The organism is Inquilinus sp. (genome assembly GCF_057815775.1).
The window spans coordinates 1-12,399 of record NZ_JBYRFX010001170.1 but is presented as its reverse complement, the minus strand read 5'-3'; the positions used below and the strand labels follow the sequence as shown (position 1 = coordinate 12,399).

Annotated in this window: 23 protein-coding genes; 11 read left to right on the top strand and 12 right to left on the bottom strand. The window is 62.6% G+C overall.

Going from position 1 to position 12,399, the window contains the following annotated elements; genetic code table 11:
- Positions 1 to 174 precede the first annotated feature (174 nt).
- The 10 genes from AC3XYG_RS41430 (at position 175) to AC3XYG_RS41385 (ending at position 5,394) form a co-directional block, all read left to right on the top strand.
- Entirely contained in the window at positions 175 to 480 is a 306-nt protein-coding gene (locus tag AC3XYG_RS41430) for a hypothetical protein (RefSeq protein ID WP_489145760.1), read from the top strand.
- Positions 477 to 749: a hypothetical protein gene (locus AC3XYG_RS41425; RefSeq protein WP_489145759.1), complete on the top strand. Its 273-nt coding sequence runs from the start codon at positions 477 to 479 to the stop codon at positions 747 to 749. Before AC3XYG_RS41430 ends, AC3XYG_RS41425 begins: the two co-directional genes overlap by 4 nt.
- A gap of 174 nt (positions 750 to 923) precedes the next feature.
- On the top strand, positions 924 to 1,415 hold the full coding sequence (locus AC3XYG_RS41420) for an HNH endonuclease signature motif containing protein (protein ID WP_489145758.1): 492 nt from the start codon (positions 924 to 926) through the stop codon (positions 1,413 to 1,415).
- A 16-nt stretch (positions 1,416 to 1,431) separates the two neighbouring features.
- Positions 1,432 to 2,490: a tyrosine-type recombinase/integrase gene (locus AC3XYG_RS41415; RefSeq protein WP_489145757.1), complete on the top strand. Its 1,059-nt coding sequence runs from the start codon at positions 1,432 to 1,434 to the stop codon at positions 2,488 to 2,490.
- Positions 2,491 to 2,646: 156 nt separating this feature from the next.
- Positions 2,647 to 3,138 carry a hypothetical protein gene (locus AC3XYG_RS41410; RefSeq protein WP_489145756.1) on the top strand — a complete coding sequence of 164 codons (492 nt, stop codon included), beginning with the start codon at positions 2,647 to 2,649 and terminating at the stop codon, positions 3,136 to 3,138.
- Entirely contained in the window at positions 3,135 to 4,196 is a 1,062-nt protein-coding gene (locus tag AC3XYG_RS41405; protein WP_489145755.1) for a hypothetical protein, read from the top strand. Before AC3XYG_RS41410 ends, AC3XYG_RS41405 begins: the two co-directional genes overlap by 4 nt.
- Positions 4,197 to 4,225: 29 nt before the next feature.
- Positions 4,226 to 4,711, top strand: a complete 486-nt coding sequence (locus AC3XYG_RS41400) for a MucR family transcriptional regulator (protein ID WP_489145754.1) — start codon at positions 4,226 to 4,228, stop codon at positions 4,709 to 4,711.
- Positions 4,696 to 4,941, top strand: coding sequence for a hypothetical protein (locus AC3XYG_RS41395; RefSeq protein ID WP_489145753.1), 246 nt, complete (start codon positions 4,696 to 4,698; stop codon positions 4,939 to 4,941). Before AC3XYG_RS41400 ends, AC3XYG_RS41395 begins: the two co-directional genes overlap by 16 nt.
- A gap of 65 nt (positions 4,942 to 5,006) precedes the next feature.
- Positions 5,007 to 5,180, top strand: a complete 174-nt coding sequence (locus AC3XYG_RS41390; protein ID WP_489145752.1) for a hypothetical protein — start codon at positions 5,007 to 5,009, stop codon at positions 5,178 to 5,180.
- A gap of 16 nt (positions 5,181 to 5,196) precedes the next feature.
- A complete protein-coding gene (locus AC3XYG_RS41385; RefSeq protein ID WP_489145751.1) occupies positions 5,197 to 5,394 on the top strand; it encodes a hypothetical protein in 198 nt (65 codons plus the stop codon).
- Positions 5,395 to 5,625: 231 nt separating this feature from the next.
- Here AC3XYG_RS41385 and AC3XYG_RS41380 read toward each other — a convergent pair whose 3' ends face one another.
- Genes AC3XYG_RS41380 through AC3XYG_RS41360 form a run of 5 tightly spaced genes read right to left on the bottom strand, consistent with a single transcriptional unit; the run spans position 5,626 to position 7,499 of the window.
- The gene (locus AC3XYG_RS41380) at positions 5,626 to 5,925 is read right to left on the bottom strand and encodes a hypothetical protein (protein ID WP_489145750.1); all 300 of its coding nucleotides are present in this window, start codon (positions 5,923 to 5,925) and stop codon (positions 5,626 to 5,628) included.
- Complete coding sequence (locus tag AC3XYG_RS41375; RefSeq protein WP_489145749.1) at positions 5,922 to 6,131, bottom strand: hypothetical protein; 210 nt, start codon at positions 6,129 to 6,131, stop codon at positions 5,922 to 5,924. The genes AC3XYG_RS41380 and AC3XYG_RS41375 overlap by 4 nt, the downstream gene beginning before the upstream one ends.
- 2 nt (positions 6,132 to 6,133) lie before the next feature.
- A complete protein-coding gene (locus tag AC3XYG_RS41370; protein WP_489145748.1) occupies positions 6,134 to 6,532 on the bottom strand; it encodes a hypothetical protein in 399 nt (132 codons plus the stop codon).
- The gene (locus tag AC3XYG_RS41365) at positions 6,529 to 6,870 is read right to left on the bottom strand and encodes a hypothetical protein (protein ID WP_489145747.1); all 342 of its coding nucleotides are present in this window, start codon (positions 6,868 to 6,870) and stop codon (positions 6,529 to 6,531) included. The genes AC3XYG_RS41370 and AC3XYG_RS41365 overlap by 4 nt, the downstream gene beginning before the upstream one ends.
- Positions 6,867 to 7,499 (bottom strand): peptidoglycan recognition protein family protein, encoded by a 633-nt coding sequence (locus AC3XYG_RS41360; RefSeq protein WP_489145746.1) that lies wholly within the window; start codon positions 7,497 to 7,499, stop codon positions 6,867 to 6,869. The genes AC3XYG_RS41365 and AC3XYG_RS41360 overlap by 4 nt, the downstream gene beginning before the upstream one ends.
- 59 nt (positions 7,500 to 7,558) lie before the next feature.
- Between AC3XYG_RS41360 and AC3XYG_RS41355 the strand changes: the two genes are divergently transcribed.
- The gene (locus tag AC3XYG_RS41355; protein ID WP_489145745.1) at positions 7,559 to 7,828 is read left to right on the top strand and encodes a hypothetical protein; all 270 of its coding nucleotides are present in this window, start codon (positions 7,559 to 7,561) and stop codon (positions 7,826 to 7,828) included.
- 29 nt (positions 7,829 to 7,857) lie between these two features.
- On the opposite strand, the gene AC3XYG_RS41350 is transcribed toward AC3XYG_RS41355, so the two are convergent.
- The 7 genes from AC3XYG_RS41350 to AC3XYG_RS41320 form a co-directional block, all read right to left on the bottom strand.
- On the bottom strand, positions 7,858 to 8,274 hold the full coding sequence (locus AC3XYG_RS41350) for a hypothetical protein (RefSeq protein ID WP_489145744.1): 417 nt from the start codon (positions 8,272 to 8,274) through the stop codon (positions 7,858 to 7,860).
- 34 nt (positions 8,275 to 8,308) lie between these two features.
- On the bottom strand, positions 8,309 to 8,710 hold the full coding sequence (locus AC3XYG_RS41345; RefSeq protein WP_489145743.1) for a hypothetical protein: 402 nt from the start codon (positions 8,708 to 8,710) through the stop codon (positions 8,309 to 8,311).
- On the bottom strand, positions 8,703 to 9,233 hold the full coding sequence (locus AC3XYG_RS41340) for a hypothetical protein (RefSeq protein ID WP_489145742.1): 531 nt from the start codon (positions 9,231 to 9,233) through the stop codon (positions 8,703 to 8,705). The genes AC3XYG_RS41345 and AC3XYG_RS41340 overlap by 8 nt, the downstream gene beginning before the upstream one ends.
- A gap of 257 nt (positions 9,234 to 9,490) precedes the next feature.
- Complete coding sequence (locus AC3XYG_RS41335) at positions 9,491 to 10,120, bottom strand: glycosyltransferase family protein (RefSeq protein ID WP_489145741.1); 630 nt, start codon at positions 10,118 to 10,120, stop codon at positions 9,491 to 9,493.
- A 32-nt stretch (positions 10,121 to 10,152) separates the two neighbouring features.
- A complete protein-coding gene (locus AC3XYG_RS41330; RefSeq protein WP_489145740.1) occupies positions 10,153 to 11,394 on the bottom strand; it encodes a hypothetical protein in 1,242 nt (413 codons plus the stop codon).
- A complete protein-coding gene (locus tag AC3XYG_RS41325) occupies positions 11,394 to 12,092 on the bottom strand; it encodes a hypothetical protein (RefSeq protein ID WP_489145739.1) in 699 nt (232 codons plus the stop codon). The genes AC3XYG_RS41330 and AC3XYG_RS41325 overlap by 1 nt, the downstream gene beginning before the upstream one ends.
- The coding region (locus AC3XYG_RS41320; protein ID WP_489145738.1) for a hypothetical protein at positions 12,089 to 12,399 on the bottom strand (311 nt) is incomplete at its 5' end. The genes AC3XYG_RS41325 and AC3XYG_RS41320, both read right to left, overlap by 4 nt.

The window sequence follows — 12,399 nt, the reverse complement described above, 5'->3', positions numbered from 1 at the left end:
GCTGGACCGCTGGGCTGCTGAACGCGCGTCCCTGGTATCGAGGCTCGCAGCTCTGGACGCAAAGGAGCGGGCGTTCAGCAGAACGTGGTCGATCGCCAACGGGTTCAGGGTGTTTCTGACGGCTGAGCAGGTGCGCGAACAGCTCGACTTTGCGAGCAGCAGGGGGCGGGGGTGATGGACGACATCGAACACAGCGCTCGTTTCCATGCGCTCACCAACAAAGCGCGCTTCATCCTGCGCGACATCTATATCGACCTTGCCGAGGAAGAGGACGATCAGGTTCTTGGCACGCTCGGCACCTTCTACGGCGTGCTTTGCGGAGCCTGCACGGCGGTCGTCGAAGTGCACAAGGCGGTGTCCGAAAAATGCGAGGCAAACGACCCCGAAGGATTGCTGGAAACGCTCATGCAGCAAATGGTGGACATCTGGGGACAGGCACACGGCTTCCCGGCCCAGCAAAAGCGAGGGGCGACCCAATGAGCGGCGCAAAGCCCAAGCCGCCCGGTGAAGCGCGCTCGCGTCAAATGGTGATGCACGTCACGCCGAGGACGTTTGCCCGCGTGACAGCCTTCGCCAAGGCCGAGAAAATGCCGCGCGCCGAATTGCTCCGCCGGATCATGAATTGGGGATGGCTGGTCTGCGAGGCTGGCCCGGACACGATGACGCTCGTCCTTGAGGCGGCACGGAAGAAATCCGCCAAGCCGGGGTTGGACCAAGACGCCGCGCTGCAGGGGGTGGGCGGTGGGTAGGCCCGCTCGGTTCACTCAGGCGGACATCAAGCGCGCCGTCTCTGGCTTCCTCGCCACGGGGCAGGTGCTTGGCCGTGTCGTCATTCGGGCGAACGGCGAAATCGAGATATTGCCCAAGTCCGGAAAGCCGGTGCATGACAATGACGAATGGGCCGATTTGGAATGAGGGCAGACATGCTGACAACCGAAAAACTCCGCGAGCTTTTGGACTACTGCCCCGAAACCGGCGTTTTCCGGTGGAAGGTTGGTCGCCGTGGCGGGTGTAGAGCAGGCGATGTCGCTGGCATCATTCACGCTAAGGGCTACCGTTTCATCAAGATCGGGCAGAACAGGTATTCCGCTCACCGCCTCGCTTGGTTCTATATGACAGGGTGTTGGCCAGATGAGTGCCTTGACCACAAAAATCGCCAGAGAGACGACAATCGGTTTTCGAACCTCCGCGAGGCTACGTGGTCAGAAAATCGCATGAACACCATGGCGGTGGGGGTCAAATTCTATGCGCGGTCGAGCAGATGGAAAGCCTACATCGGAAAAGGCGGAAGGCAATTCTATCTAGGAATGTTCGCCACGAAGGACGAAGCGCTGGCAGCGCGGAAATCCGCAGCAGCCGACCTTCACGGCGTTTTCGCTGCCACTGACGCCAAGGCGCAAATTGGGTGTGCTTGACTTGGCTCGCCCTCGAATGAACCGGGAACTGCCACCCTATGCGAGCAGCTTCAGCGACCGCCACGGCGGCCTGCGCATCCGCTTCCGCCGGAAGGACTTGCCGACGCTCTACGCCACCGAGCAGCCGGGCACGGACGCGTTCATGGCCGAGTATCTGGCGTGGAAGGCGGGCAACCTCGTCATCGGCGCCGACCGAATCACGCCGGGCACATTCGACGACCTGATAAGCCAGTTCTACCGCTCGACGGCATGGCGCAATATCCCGAAGGAAAGCACCAGGCGCACCTATAAAGGCGAGCTGGAGCGGTTCCGCAATGTCTACGGCAAGCGGCGCGTCGCGACCATGACGGCCAAGAACATCGCGAAGCTCATGGAGAAGATGGGCGACACGCCATCGGCAGCCCGCAACCTGCTGAAGCGGCTGCGGACCCTGTTCGACTATGCGATCCTCATGGGGATGCGGCGCGACAATCCGGCCAAGGCGGTGAGGGGGCCGAAGGTGTCAGGGTCCGGCTTCCACGAATGGACCGAGCCCGAAATCGCGCAGTTCGAACGTTTTCACAAAATAGGTTCGAAAGCCCGCCTCGCGCTGGCGATCTTCCTCTACACCGCACAGCGCCGCTCGGATGCGGCCGCCATGGGCGAAGATCCGGAGAAGCCCGGCTATGTCAGGGTGCGCCAGCTAAAGACCGATGCGCTCCTGTCGATCAGGATGCACCCGAAGCTGAAGGAGGCGGCGGCGGCCTGCCCGTCCGGAAAGCCGACCTTCATCGTGTCCGAGCGCGGGAAGCCCTACACCAAGGAGAGCTTCGGCAACTGGTTCGGGAGGCAGTGCAATAAGGCGGGCCTGCCGCACTGTGCCGCGCACGGGCTCAGAAAGGCCGCATCGCGCAGGATGGCCGAGCTTGGCCTGTCGAACCAGCTCATCAAGTCGATCACCGGGCACAGCACCGATTCGGAGGTGGCGCACTATACGAAGAACGCGGACCAAGCGCGGCGCGCCGATCAGGCGATGGACGCGGTAGAGGAAGGTGTTTGGCTACCCCGTTTGGCTAACCCGCCGGTGGTGCATTGATTATGCTAGGTTTTATAGAGGTTGTGGCGCGCCCGGAAGGAGTGCATAAAGCGGTTTCGGCCAAGGGCTTAGTTTGGCTCCAGGCCTCGAAAACCAGTGAAAGGCGCTCTCATGCCGCGTGATCTGATGGCTAACTCTGAAGGGGCAAATTGACCGATGGCCGCTAGGCTCAAAGTGAAGGTGCGCGCCGTCGAGCGCGGCACGGTCCAGCGTGAGGCACAGCAGCACGCCCGCTATCGCACGACCAGCGCTTACCTTCCTATGTCGGGCAACGACAATGACGAATACGGACACTTCCGAGTCAGCCGGAATATCGACCACAATGTGATCGACACTTGGCTGGACGACCCAGAGAGCTTTTTCGAGGCACAGCATGTCAAGGCCATCGCGCGCTGTGCAGACCTGTGGAGCCGGTGCTATAGGCCGCACGCCGTTGACGGAGGCGGGCGCGATCACAGTCGATCACTGGCCGTCCTCGCCTGTCTTAAAGCGCGCGTTCCTCGGTACGCATGGGAGATTTTCGAGAATGTCTGTCGGTGGGATGAGCCAACGGGAATGCCGGGGTCGCGATATTCGACGGTGAAGCCGTCCAATGTTCGCGCCGCTAAGCATGTCGTTCGCTATGTCGCAGAAGAGATTTCCCGATGAAACATGTTCCGCTCGCCAAGCTTGCCGATAAGATCGTCCGCCCCGGCTTCGAGGAGTATCTGAGGCCGCTCCTTTTCTACCGTGGCAACCTCTCGATTGGGCGAGTGCACCGTCTGTGGAACTTCATGATTTCCGGCATGGAGCATGAGGCGACGTTCTCCGATATGACTCAGCGCCTTGCCATGAACCCTGATTATTCGCAGCTTTGCGGGCCGGAAAAAGCACCTGCCCATCTAACACTTATGTCGTTCGCCGGGCGCCTTCTGGGCAACCCGAAGGTGACGGACGAGATGCCCGGCCTGCGCGAATATGTCAGGGAGCTTATGCCTCCTTACAAGCGCCCGATCATGTTGGAGCGCGTTCAGGAAGTGACGCACCGCCGCCGCAACATGGGCGCTGGCGGATGGCGCATTTTTGAAAGCCTGCGCGAGCCGCCAAAGCCCATGCCGGACGGGTTCGCAGAGGAGGCCGGGGGCAAGACGATTGCGTGGGCAATGGGGCGCTATGATTGCAGCCGCTACCATGCCATGCGCTGGTTCGTCGAGGCTGGCTTCACGCCGGTCAGCGGCAAGATCAAGGCGCTTCCGGAAAGCTTTTCCCGGTGGGCTGGCCGCGAGACGAACGCGCGCCTTAGCGAGCGCTTTGGTGTGTCCTATCCCGTCATCAAAAGGTGGCGCGATGAAACCGGCGTTGTCAGGCAGTATTTCGCCCCCAAGCCAGCACAGCAGCCAACAGGCGCGATTTGCTACCCCTTCCTGATCCACGACGCCGGGCGCGAGGAACATGCGCTGATGAGGCGCGTCAACGCTGCGGTGCCCAAGTATCTCGATCCCGAGCTTCGTGCTGACATCTGCCAGGATTTGATCGTCGGCATCCTGTGCGGCGACTTTAGCGAGGACGATCTAACGTTGCCGGCCAAGGAGATGACGAAGCGCGTACAGAAGATGTTTCCGACCAAGTACGGGCCGCTTTCACTCGATGCGGAGATCCCCGGCACGGAAGGCTTCCGCCTCATCGACACGCTGGCCGACGATCACAACGTTTGGGAGCGCATCTAGTGAGCCCGAGTGAAATCAGGCGCCGGGCCATGATCGCGCGCGTGTTGCCGGGCTTTCCCGCGCAGCCGTTCGAGACGCTAGAGGATATGGAGGCGCATCTTGGCGGCGAGCGTGTCGTCTGCCTGCTATGCGGAAAGTCTTATGAGGCGGTCTTGCTCCATGCCCGCCGTACCCACGACATGGGCGAGATTGAGTATCGCCAGCGCTTCAACATCCCATGGAAATATCCGATCACGGGGCGGGCGTTCCATGAAAGGCGAAGTAAGGATGCCCGGCGCGCCGAATGCGTTGAGCAATTGCGGGCGCAGAGGGCGAAGAAGCCGCACACTGGCCCCCTGACTCCGCTCGGTCGCAAAGCCAAAGAGCGCCCCCTGTCGGTCCTAGTCGAGGCGCTTCATTTGCTGGCCGTGCATGGGACGGTTGGCGCCGCTTCGAGGGCATCGAAGATACACCGCAACACGCTCGACTCGCGTATCCGAGCCGCCAAGGAGAGGCTGAAATGGGAAAGCCAGTAGACTTCGCCTACATTCAGAAAATGATGGAGGACAATCCGGACGATTGGTACACGGGAGAGGAGGCGGCCGCGCGTATGGATGCCGTGACAAAGAAGATGCTCGGCGTCACTGGTCCGAACGTCTCAACCCGCGACATCCCCGGCGGCGGCTTCGTGGTGGACATCGACTTTGACGACATCGTTGAGCGTGCAACCCTCCCGCATGACGGGGAGGTGGTTCCTCGTGGGTGACGCGCGAATGGCTGGATCGCCGCGCGCGGAGTTGAGATGAGCGGGCCGGGTGATGGAGGGGAGGGGTGAGCAAGTCGCAGCCCACCCTCGCGGGCATCGAGGAGGAAATCAGGCTCATGCGCCTGGACGCTGACGAGCCGCCCTTGCCGGGTCATCTGCCGCAACAGTATTTGAGTATTCGAGAGTGGGTCAGCAGTCGGATGCGCGACGCTGCTCAACGAGCACAGCCACCCAAATAGCCGAGGTGAGATGAAGATGAGTGACGGACCCTATATCGCGCTACGCCTCGCCGTCGTTCTGCCCGCGATCTTCATCCTCGGCTATCTCGGGGCGCTGGCCGTCCTGCCCGCCATCGGCGCAGTCCTTGGCGGGCTGCTAGGGTTGTGGCCGTTCCTGCTGGGCGGGCTGGCGCTGTTGGTGGCGTTCGTGCTTTTCGCGGCTTGGTCGTCCTAGAGCCTCCCCACCCCCAAAGGCTGACGGCACGCTTCCACGATGGGGGAGGCCACACACGAAGGCGGCCCCGTCCACCGAAGCGAAGAGGGGCCGCTAGTCACAAGCAACGGGAAGAGCGGGCTTTAGCCGCCGGGGTGCATGGTCGCCTCCATCTTCTCGCCAAAATGCAATAAGCGATGGATGGGCGCTATCACAGATTTTCGAGGCTGTCCACCCTCCCCCACGATTGAACTACGGCTGAGCTGGCCGCGTAGCACAAGCGGCAATCGCACCGCCCAGCGCAGCCTCACGGGCGATCCTGAGTATCCGCCCTGCCTTTAGAAGCTGCACGCCCGAGAACACGTTGGGCGCCGTCCGCAGCGCTTCGTCGGTATCCGGATAAGCGGGTGACGGCCCAAGGCGCTCGACAGCGGCACGGGCGCAAGCGGGGTCGTCGAACGGCACGCGGACCTCAATAGTTCTTATGACTGGCTCGGGAAGCGTGGTCGATCCACAGGCTGCCAGCAACAGGAGGGGGGTGAAGCGGATCATGCTGCAATTCCTTCACGCTCTCGGGTGCGCATCGCGTCAACGGCGGCGTAAAGCGCCTGCATGGTGCAAAGGTACAGAGGCGCGCCACTGGCGCCGAGTTCCTCCCGAACGCCGCGAGCCTCCGCGCATGTGATCCAGAGGGAGCCGTCGGCCTCGCGGAACAGATTGAACGTGGCGAGGTGCTTGCCGATTTGAGGCTGTGTCATTGTCATTGCTCCCGTATTAAATCCAAAGCATCCGCGCACTGATTGGCACCAGGCCGACGCGCGAGGATCGCCGCAGCCCTCGCATTGGCCGCCTGGGCGGCTGCGCGGGCCGCCACAGCGCTTCTTTCCAGTTCGGCGAGCCGTGACGCCCCTGCGGCTCTGGCGGCCTCTACGGCCTCATTCTGGGCCCTGATCCCGTTTTCCAGCGCCACTTTGTTGGCGCGGCATTGCGTGAGGTCGCGTTGCAGAGCGACGATCTGCCCGCCCTGCTTCTCGATTGTCCGGTCGCGGGAGCTAATCTGCCCGTTCTTGATCGCCAGCGTGATACCGAACGCGATGACGAGCAGGCCGATGCCGACCAGCTTCCAGTTGCGCATTGCGAATGCGATGAAGGCGGTCATGGCCCTTCTCCGTCAGGCGGCTCGATATTCACCGTCACGTTTGAGGCAGGCGCTGGCTTCTTGTCCGCCGTGACAGCCGCCGTCTCGTCCTGCTTGGCCTGCGAAATGGCGTTTGTGTTCGTGAAGTCCTTGGCCGCGATCAGCACGGCGCAGGCCGTCACCACAGCGGCGATGCCGACACCGAGCGATGAAACGTCGATCGTCTCGCCGCGCCAGAAATTCGACGCCGCCGACGCGAACAGCGGGAGCATGGCGAGGAAGGACAGGATGCGGCCCAGATCCCAGCTTTCGTTGTTTGGGCCTGCGAACAGGTCGGCGAGCCAGCCCTGCTTTCTCATAGCCCCAACGCCGCATATGTTGCCGGCCCCGCGATGCCGTCCGCAACCAGCCCCTTGACGAGCTGAACAGCCTTCAGCTTTGCCTCCGTTGCCGGGCCAAAAATGCCGTCGTCAGGGATGTTAAGCTCGCGCTGGAGCGCCTTCACATCCTCGCCGCTGTCGCCTTTGCGAAGGGTGCGCGGGCGGGAATGGGTAGACGGGGCAGATGTCGCGGTTCCGGCGAGCCAGTCGGCTACGCTGAAGCTGGGACAAGCTTTGTTCACCCCCGGCCAGTCGCGATGCCCGCGAACGGTGATGCCAGGATATTTCGCCCGGTACTCGTCCACCAGTTCGCGCAGGGACTTCTTCTGCGCATCGGTCCGCGTGTCCTTCGGCGTCTTGCCATCGGTCGCGACGCCGCCGACATAAACGACGCCCACATTTCCGGTGTTGCCACCAGCGACGTGAATGCCGCGGACGTTGTCCGGGATGTTGCGGACCTTCGTGCCGTCGAGCAGCACGATCCAGTGGTAGGACTTTGAGCCCGGACCAAAGCGCTGCGCCGCCACCGCATTGAGCTGGGCGGCAGTGACGTTCTGGCCTTCGCGTGTTGCGGCGCAATGAATTGTCAGGTTCACGATGGGCAGCATATCAGTTCACTCCGGTTTGCGGCTTGAAAAAGGGAGGGGTTTTCGGGTAAGGATGGGGGATGGTTGCGAGCGACTTGCCCAAGATCGAACTGACCGATCCCTGCGCCGGAATCCGCGAAGAGCTGCTGGCGAACGCGCGTCGCTACACGAAGGCCGTCGGTGAGAAGTATAAGTCCCTGATTGATGGGGCTCGACACCCTCTTGAGATCGACCGTCTGTGTCGGGCCTGTCGAGAAGAGTGCATGGCGATCACGGAAATCTACGCCCGCACGCTTGCCAAGCTTCCGCCCCCGCCGATCTACATTCGCGCCGACCAGATCGCCGCCTGACCACACCGCTCCAGCTTGACGAGGGCGGGTCATTGCGCTGCTCCACGGATGAGGAAAAACATGCCGAGCAGCGATCCCACGGCGGCGATGATGATGGTGATGATCCCCGCGAGCTGACCAAAGCCCGCTGACTTGCCCCGGTCGGAAGCGCTGGCCTTCTCGATCACCTCCAGTCGCTGCGTCACGGCGGCGAACTGCAGATCGGTCTGGGCCTTGTTCGAGAAGTTCTTTTGCTGGTCGATCATCGCGGCGCGGATTTCGTTCGATGCCTCGGCCCGCTTGTCGGCGGCATTCTCGGCTTTCAGGATGGCTTTTTCCGAAGCCGTGAGGGCCGCCTGCACAGCCTCCTTCGCGGACGCCAGCGCAGTGTTCACCGCCTTCTGGTCGGCCTCGCGCAACCCGTCGAAGTGGGTCTTCAGCGTTTCGAGCGTCCAGCTCTCGCTCACGACCCGTTCCCACCCTTCCCATGCCGGTCGGCCGTCATCTGTCCCGCTCCCCATCTGGCTCGTGCGGACCAAGCCCGAGATATTGCGCGGTGGACTGGCTGTTCTGCGTGATGATCCGCATCAGCTCCTCGATCCGCTTTTCAAAGTCGCGGCGCATGTCTGTCATTTCACCTTCACACCGATGACGCTCAGCCATGATCGCGGCGTCAAGGCGCGCGGGCTCAGCATCGCATCGGGTTTCGAGCGAACGGATGCGCTCAAGCAAATCGCCCCGGATGCCCGCGTGCGCGTCCAGCTCGATCTTGCGCGCATCGTTGATCCGCTGTTTCCAGTAGGGCCACGTCTTGAAAAGCCACACCGCTCCGCCAACCGCCACCGCGAACGCGGGCGTCTCGACGGACCAAAGCGATGCAAGGAAGCGTGCGAGTTCATCCATACGCCCCTCGCCCCATGCTAAAATCAAGCCGGGGCGGTGGATGCTCCGGCGTGTCAGCATGGGAGCGGTTGGCCGTCCGTCCCATAGTGGAAAGGCTCTCCCATCCGGCGAGCGCTAATTGCGCGAAGCTCAGACCGTAGAGAATCCAGTATTGCGGCTTGGGATCGATCATCGGGAAATAGAAGATCCACACCGCCGGGAACATGGCGAGGATGGCCCGGTCCCACGGGCTGCGTTCAAACCAGACGAACGCGACAAACTGGCACAGCGCCGTCTTGTAGCTGCCTTTATGCCAGTCGTTTTTCACGAACATGGCCGCGATGACGATGATGTCGAAACCGACTCTCGCCTTCATCGTCACGAAGCCCATCTCTTCATAGATCGCCCGGCCGATGAACCACGTCACGACCATCGCTAAGGCCGTGGGATTGCGGACGTGCAGCCGCCATGCCCCGAGCCGCAGAGCAGCCGGGACGCCGATCACAAGGATCGCGGCGAAGTAGAGGACTTCCTCGGTCTGCATGTCACGGGCCGCCAGGAACTTCAGGCGGGCTGGGCGGTGGAGATGGAGGAGTTGGCGTGCCCGGCCCCGGCGGGGGAGGCGGGGGCTGCGGCCCTTGAGGCGGTGCGGACGATGCCTGCAAGCCGAGGCTCACCTCGCCCAGCTCGACGCCCATGTCGGCAAAGCGCTCGCGGTCGGATACGGTACGCATGGTCAGTCTCCTTTCACGGCAGAAAGGCCGCCGAAGCAGCCTGTTGGAATTGGACGGTGAGGGTGAGCTAGTTGGGTATCGGGACCGCGATGGTCTTGGCCGGAAATCTTAGCACAGTTTCATGAACATGGCCCATGTCCATCGAAAGCCAGTGGTCGACGTAGATCTTGACGCCGGCCGCGCGTAGCTTGTCGCACAGCGAGACATCCTCACTCATCTCGGACCCGCCCTCGAACAGCGGCGGAGCAGCTTTCGCCAGCGCGTCCATTCGCATCAGCACGAAGCCAAGCCCGAGGCGGTGGACTTCCTCCATCTCGTCCGCCCGCGCTTTCTCTGCGCTTGGGAAAACAGGCACCCAGCCCGTGTCAGTAAGCAGCGCGGCGTTCGACATGATCGCCTCTTGCCGTCGCCGGAAGATCGCCCCGACGACATCCACTTGTCGGTTCAGCAGCTTGAGCAACGAGCCTGGGTGGAACGTGTGGTCAGCGTCCATCCAGAGCATGTAGTCCGCGCCCCATTTCCGCGCCCAGTCGACAAGCCATTGCCGGGACTGGAATATGTTGGCCGACCGCGAGGTGAAGATTTCCAGTTGAAGCGGCGGCGCTTTGTCCTTCGTGAAGTTGATGAGGCGGGCGAGGCAGAGCGCGAAGTCGTGTTTCGGGTCGCCGTGGCAGGGGATTGAGAGTGCGACCTTCATCGGAGTTGAATAGCGAAGCGCGGGCCTTGTTGCTAGGCGGCCTCGTAGGTGCCGCTGATGACGAGGATGTGCCCGGTCGCGCCCGGATAGGTGCCGTCATATTTGCTGATCCGAAGCGTCGTGCTGTTGTTCAGGATGGCGCCTGAGATCATGGTGCCGGTCACGCCGACCTCCTTGCCCCCGAACGCATGGGGGAATGTGGTGTTGGCCGACGCATAGGGCAACGCAACGTCGATGAAACCGGCCGCCGTTCCGTTGGTGGTGATCGTCACGGTGGCGTTGAAGTGGACGATCTTGCCGATCTTCACCGCGTGCACGTTGGCCGAGACGGTGGTGAAGGTGCCGGAGAATGCGGTCGGCGTCGGAGTTGTGGCGGACCATGCCGCGGCAAGCCCGCTCGCCGCCGCCGCGTCAAGGTCAGCGTCCCACGCTTGAGTGACCGAGCCAAGCCCGCTCGCCAGCAGCACGCCCGCGAGGTTGTGTTCGAGGACAAACCACGACGTGCCGACCGAAGCCTGCGTGCCGCCCGCATTGTCAGCAGAGGCGACATAGACATCGCCGACGTCGACCGAGGTGCCGGATGCGCCGCCGATCTTGCCTGCCACGCTGACCACATAGGCATCGCCCTTGGAGGCGGCAGGATAGTTCGGATTGCCGGAACAGTCCGTGCTGCCTTTGAAATCCATGAGCCCGGTGACGGCCGCATCGACGTAGGTCTTGACCGCCTTCTGGGTCGGAACGATGGCGTCGCTATTGCCGGCGAGCGTCCCGTCGATGCTGAACGTGATGCTCCCGATCGACATGTCCAGCGTCCGGTCAGCGTTGCCGGTCGTCAGGGTGAAGGTGCGATTGGCGGTGAGGTTGGAGCCGACTGCGACGGTCAAATAGTGGGAGAAATTGGTGTCGGCAATTTTGAGCCCTCTTACCCTGATACCAGAGCTATCCCAGCCCACGTATTCCGTGACCCCGTTGCTCGACAGCATAGAGCCGCTGTCCGCCTGCAAGATGAACGAGGATGGGCTCTTAAATAGGACCTCCCCACCCGCGTCATCAAACGTAATCGAGAACGGCGCTGCGATGTCGCCAAGGTAGATCACGCCGCCCGCCCCGCTGTCGATGTGCAGCGGGCCGGTCAGGAAATAGCGATTGGACGTGTTCTTGTAGACCAGCCGGTTGAGGGTCAGATAATAAGGGAGCGTATCGTCGCCCAGCCACAGCCGCTCGGTCCCGTCTAGGTTCCCGGCGATGGTCGCGGAGTAAAGCTCTTGCGGCATTACGGAATCTCCAGAGTATCGCCGATAAGGATCGCGATCCCGCCGATCAGCAGGGTGGTCAGGGGTTCTTCGGGCGGCGCGAAAAGCGGGTCCTCGATAAATTCGAGGCTGTAGACCACGGCATCGCCGACCTGCACGGCATTGGCCCCGGCCTCATCGGAGGTGAGCCGGAACCAGCCGACGGGCTTGCCGGGGATCACTGAGTCCGTCCCCATGTCGATATTGATCGCGGGCTCGAAACCGACCACAGCGGTTCCGTCCACCGCGACCTCGACGTCTTCGGTGATGATGTGCGGCCTGCCGTCCCCGCCGATATAGTCGCCGGCCAGAACCGTCTCGCCAGCGACAAGGCCGGTGAGCGTCATCGTCACCGCGCCCTTCGAAGCGGCGACATTGCCCATGGCCTCGACGTTCAGCCCGTACATCTCTGGCCGGCGGAAATCCCAAAGCCCGCAGCGGTGTTGCCCGCCCTGAAGCCGTGCAAGCAGGGCATCCATCGCCCGCCCGACACCGGTAAGCCCGGGCGCTCCGTCATAGCCGCCACGGACTTGGAAGCTCGCCACCCAGAGCGGGCCGGAGAGGCCATATGTTTTCTGCTGGCGCGTGAACGGGCTTTGCGAGCGTCCGGTGTGCGGCTGGAGATAGAACTCGACCGCGAAGGGTGTCAGCCCCTCGTCGGGCCAGTAATAGTCGCTCATGCCGGTACGTCTCCAAAGCCGCCGCCGAAGCCACCGCCGCCGGCCTCGCCGGTCTGGTCCGGATTGCCCAAGGCGGGGACGAGGACTTTCTGGTTCAAGTAGATGCGCAGCGGATTTGCCGCGCTGTTGATCGCGTCGGCATAGGTGTCGGTCGCGCCGAACGTCGGCGCGGTGTCGCCCCGCGCGCTGATGTCCGCGTAAGGGTAATAATCGACGCCCAGCGGAAGCCCGATCAGCGTCGTGCCCGTAACCGAAACCACGCCGATACCGGGCCACTCATAATCGTGGTCGCTGATCTCGATCTGGC